The organism is Roseinatronobacter alkalisoli, from assembly GCF_028745735.1.
Lineage (GTDB): Bacteria > Pseudomonadota > Alphaproteobacteria > Rhodobacterales > Rhodobacteraceae > Roseinatronobacter > Roseinatronobacter alkalisoli.
The window spans coordinates 1-4377 of the sequence record NZ_JAQZSM010000080.1 but is presented as its reverse complement, the minus strand read 5'-3'; the positions used below and the strand labels follow the sequence as shown (position 1 = coordinate 4377).

Here is a 4377-nt window from a genome sequence, read left to right as displayed (position 1 = left end):
CTTCGCGCGCAGGCTCAAGACCCTCGGCGGTCTCACGCCCTATGAATACATCTGCAAGATCTGGACATCCGAGCCAGACAGATTCATCCTAAATCCGATCCACCAGATGCCGGGACTGAACACCTAGTCCCGTCGGGCATAGGGCTTCATTGTCCTGATCGATGCATGGATTTGCTACCAGTGCAATTCTTTCCAGCGTCGCGCCGTTTTTAGGTAGACTGGCCGATCAGGTCAAAGTCGCGAGCCTCGAAATCAGAGTTTCGCTCTGTTCTTCTTCGATGACAACCGGGTTTGCCGGATTGTGGCGTAGCCACTCTGTCATCTTTTCATACTTGCTTTGCAGGTACGCCTCAGTTGGCTTTCCGGTGACCAAGTAAACTTGGGGAACATTATCCGCTTCAAGCAAGCCGACCATTTTTCCGGCCCACCGCTCAGCTTTCCGCTGCATGTTGTCTGCGTCAGCGGAATCGAGCGAAATCGCTTGGATGCAGTGCCACTTCCCGTTCTTGATTGCGTGTTCGAATGTGACCTCAGTGAACTTTGTTCGAACCGTATAGGATTCCATCCGGTTCAGGAGTTGCGCACGCTTTAGCTTGTCTTTGACTGTGTCAAAGACCTGCTCATCAGTTCTGGGCGAGCGACCTGGGACAGCGTCATATCGCATGACAAAGCGCTCGAAGAGTAGCGATATCGTCTTTTCAGGATCATTGGTGGTGCCACTACCGTCTAGGTTCCAACGAAAACTACTGTCGTCGTCGCCAAGCAGTGAGTGCCCCAGTTCGAGCGCTGACTTCCACATCCACATATCGGAAGGCTGGGAGGCGCGACGGTCGAACCATCGACTCATCTCTTTCAAATCTTGCAATAATGCAGATCGGTTGAGACTTGGATAGGCGTTACTCAGGCGTGACCCTCCGCGGCGGAACTTGAAGTCAACGTATTGAGATTTAGGACAAAAGAAGAGAATACCCACGTTCATGCATTCGCCAGACCAAGCGTCATGACGGTATTGCAGGACAGTGTATGTGTAGGCGCTACGATTCATAGCTGCCGGGCTCCCTCTATTGCCACAACGACCTCATCGATGTGCTGCACAGCCAAAGTGAGATAAGATGCGATGTCGTCGCATGCCGCGCCCCACTCCGGGGGCGCATCGTTGGCATACATGGAAAATGTGTCTGCGGGTAGCCTTTTCCAAGTCTGTGCGGCGACATTGAAGTCAACGTGATTGCTGGGTTTCAGTGTCCTCCAGAACGGGTGCTGGTAGTCCCCAGCGATAAAGTTAGTAAGGCCGCCAACGCTCCAAGGAACATGAATGAAGGGTTTTTCATCATCAGGGGCGGTGGCAGACCCGAAGCACTCTTCGTGATCAAGGATCCGAAATTCATCGCCTTTTTTGAGTATGTTGGGGTTGGCAATGCGTCTGTCCCAGTTCTGGATGATAGTGTCGAAGAGGTATGTCTGCCCTTGGATTTGGTGCTGATGCCGAGGCATCTTGTTGGCCTCTGACCATCGGCGCCAACCAGAACCTAAGTGAATCGCCCCATAGACGACGCTTGGGCCCGCTCGCAGCGACTCAGCGAGATTTTCGTCCGAAAGACTCTCCGTGAAGTCATCGGTGAGCCTGACCAAGATAGGAGGAGGGCATGGTAGACCCAAGTCTTCGGCCAAGCGCGCGGCCATCCATTCGCGCGAAGGTGCCGTGTCGGATATGCCAGGGTGGAGGCGTGGCGCTTTGAGCCAGACTTCGACTGTTTCACCAAATGGTGTTTCTGCAAAGACCAATGGAGGCTTGGAGCGGCCACTTGTTGCTCGCCGCGCAAAAGATACTGCTTCACATTCCAACTTGCGATCCGGTGTCCAACTATTGGTTTGGCCATTATACAAACAGATAATGAAAACTTTTCCTATAGCGAGTTGGGGAGCGCCAGGTTTGTCGTTCTCTTTCTCTTGGTAGGGCGCGCTTTCGCCGCGGCTTCCAGCCATCTGGACGAGAACGGCAAACCCGTCACAGTTCAGCGTCACAAGAACGGTGGGTTCTGTTCTAGATGGAAGTCCGCGACAGAATCCTCTGCTACTCATAGCTTGACCCGAACATCGATCTCGAGCTGGTCCGGGCGGACCCCCATGTGCCCAGAGAGCATCGCTTTGATCCGGTCCATAATGCCCATGGCCGTCTCGCCTTCCCCTGCGGTAGGAGGCAGCGGTGTCGTCGGCTGGTCCCCTGCCGCGGATTCATCGATCTGGTCAGGCATCGGTATTATTTCAGACCAGAGGGCCTTCTCTCGGAAGCCTGACCCGATGAACCTCTGCCCCGGTTCCAGCTCAGGACTGAGCCACATCGGCAGGTCTTCTTGGTCTGTGCCTTTGCGAGCAGCGAAGTTGACGTCAAAAGCTCGCTTCACTGTCGCCGCGTCGAACATCGCGATGAACACCTTCGTCTCATCACTAGCAGCAGGGCAGACGTAGACTACTCGATCGCTGTCCCTAAGCACCTTGTAGGTGCCGTCATGGCTACGAGTGAAAGAGATGCGGCCTTGGGGGTGGGTGGTGATCTTCACGGCGCAGGTCAGCTTCTCTTGCCCGTTTGTGATCTCTAGCCTTGAAAGCTTGGGGACACCCGAACCCGAAGACACATCTCGAACAGTGTGCCCTTTTTCCTCTATGGCGCGGATCGCTGCACCTCTAAGGTTCGCTTTATACTCTGCCTTTTCCACTTCATTAATCTCCTATTTCTGTGAGGATTGTGAGATCAACATGCAGAGTCACGGGGGAATTTTCAAGAGTAAAAAATTCTTACTCTTTTTTACCCTCCGCTTTCTGAGGGTATGAGGAGAATTGAGATGAGGCAAAAAACGACGGTTTGATTCATGGGGTTTCTCCCTCCCCTTCCGCCTGATCCGCCAGCGTGTCGGCAATCTCGCGCAGGATTTCGGCGATGGCAGCGTCAGCAGCCCTCTCCTCTTCTGCTGCCTCTTCCTGCACAACGCGCATGCGCTCTATCTGGCCCGCCAGCACGTCGAACGAGTTGCGCATCTGTTCTATTGCCTGCGTGTTCTCTTCTATGGCGGCGGTGTTATTCAAGGTCGCAGTGTCGCCACCAAGCATTCGTTCCTCGATTTGCAGTGCGATGAAGATGAAGAACTGCAGGATAGCGACGATTGCTGCCAGCATGTAAAGCTGCTGCACGAGCCGCGAGGGCGTCTTTGGCTGGGCGTTTGCTGTTTGCTCGCCTTGTTGGCGCTGCTGTTCTAAAAGAGCTTCCTGTTGCGCCAACGCGCGCTCCAACAAGCTGCCGATCCCGCCGACCAAATCCGGTTGCAACGCGAATGTATTCGCCGCCGCGCTTAGCCCGGCGAAGGCGTTGATACGTTCATTCGCCGCACTGAGTATTGATCGATACTGATCGACATAATCGGGCGTCAGCCCCGCGATCCTGAATGCGTCCGTTTCGCCCAGAGCAAGCGCACTGGCAATGCCGAATCTAGCGGGATCGATACGCGGCATTGCCAGCGCTTCCATCAATCCCGGAATGCGTTCTACCTGCTCTCGCTGCTGATCCATGTAGGCTGCTATGGCGGAACTGAGCGCCGACTGACGCGACCGAACGCCCTCCATCAATCCTGCGAAGGCATCTGTTTTCACCAACCCGAGGGACGGCGCGAGTGCTGCAAGTGCGCCCTGACTGCCAATCATGTCCACAAGCGATCCCGCGCGAAACGAGTCCATAATCCTTAGATGGGCATCGCTGACAGCGCCGATCCCCGCAATTTCTGGCAACTTGTAGGCGTCCATCAAGCCCAGCCTGGCTAATTTCGGCAGACGGTAGGAGTCCGCCAGCCGCGACGCAGCAGCAATCCCCGCGAAGTCTGACATGTCTGGCAGGATGCGCGCCGTATCGATTGCGGCGCGATGGGACTCCATCATCTCTTGAATGGCGCTGGTAGGGCCTAGTGCAGCACGAAGAGCACTAAACCCGGCGGGGTCTTCGAGCGCTTCCATGGCCTTTATCTGCTTTCGCAGCCGTCCCGTCGCGGTGTCATCGCCCACCAGCTTCGCTAGATCGATACTCTTCGGCCTCTTCGGCGCCTGCCCATCATCTTCTGCCACTATCTATCCCTCTCTAGTCCAAGGCGTTCCACCGGAGCGGGCAACGCATTCGATATGAGTATACTTAGCTTTAACGTACTTTCGTGCATCACGCCGCGAAAGCCCGGATTGTGTTGAAAACACTTAACGACAAAATCGGTCTATTCTGCCTGTGACAGAAACGGTTGAGTTTTGACCAGCGTACGACTGACAGTGGACCTTCACCGGCAGGTGACCGAGCTTGCCAGTTGGTTTCGTGACCGGATGTCAGATTCTGAATAAGGCCAA

4 protein-coding genes and 1 pseudogene are annotated in these 4377 nt (G+C 55.0%); 1 reads left to right on the top strand and 4 read right to left on the bottom strand.

Annotation, left to right across the window (positions count from 1 at the left end; genetic code table 11):
- Positions 1-127, top strand: a pseudogene (locus PUT78_RS23095) (IS481 family transposase); the annotation flags it as partial.
- 99 nt (positions 128-226) lie between these two features.
- Here the strand turns inward: PUT78_RS23095 and PUT78_RS23090 are convergent.
- The 4 genes from PUT78_RS23090 to PUT78_RS23075 all read right to left on the bottom strand — a co-directional run bounded on the left by PUT78_RS23090 (position 227) and on the right by PUT78_RS23075 (position 4110).
- On the bottom strand, positions 227-1045 hold the full coding sequence (locus PUT78_RS23090; RefSeq protein ID WP_274354573.1) for a DUF3037 domain-containing protein: 819 nt from the start codon (positions 1043-1045) through the stop codon (positions 227-229).
- Entirely contained in the window at positions 1042-2082 is a 1041-nt protein-coding gene (locus PUT78_RS23085; RefSeq protein ID WP_274354572.1) for a HipA family kinase, read from the bottom strand. Before PUT78_RS23085 ends, PUT78_RS23090 begins: the two co-directional genes overlap by 4 nt.
- On the bottom strand, positions 2079-2717 hold the full coding sequence (locus PUT78_RS23080) for a hypothetical protein (RefSeq protein WP_274354571.1): 639 nt from the start codon (positions 2715-2717) through the stop codon (positions 2079-2081). The genes PUT78_RS23085 and PUT78_RS23080 overlap by 4 nt, the downstream gene beginning before the upstream one ends.
- Positions 2718-2868: 151 nt before the next feature.
- Entirely contained in the window at positions 2869-4110 is a 1242-nt protein-coding gene (locus tag PUT78_RS23075; protein WP_274354570.1) for a hypothetical protein, read from the bottom strand.
- Between the last annotated feature and the right edge of the window lie 267 nt (positions 4111-4377).

Bases quoted from the DNA above. Each gene is read 5' to 3' on its own strand.
- PUT78_RS23090 (WP_274354573.1), bottom strand. From the start codon at position 1,045: ATGAATCGTAGCGCCTACACATACACTGTCCTGCAATACCGTCATGAC.
- PUT78_RS23085 (WP_274354572.1), bottom strand. From the start codon at position 2,082: ATGAGTAGCAGAGGATTCTGTCGCGGACTTCCATCTAGAACAGAACCC.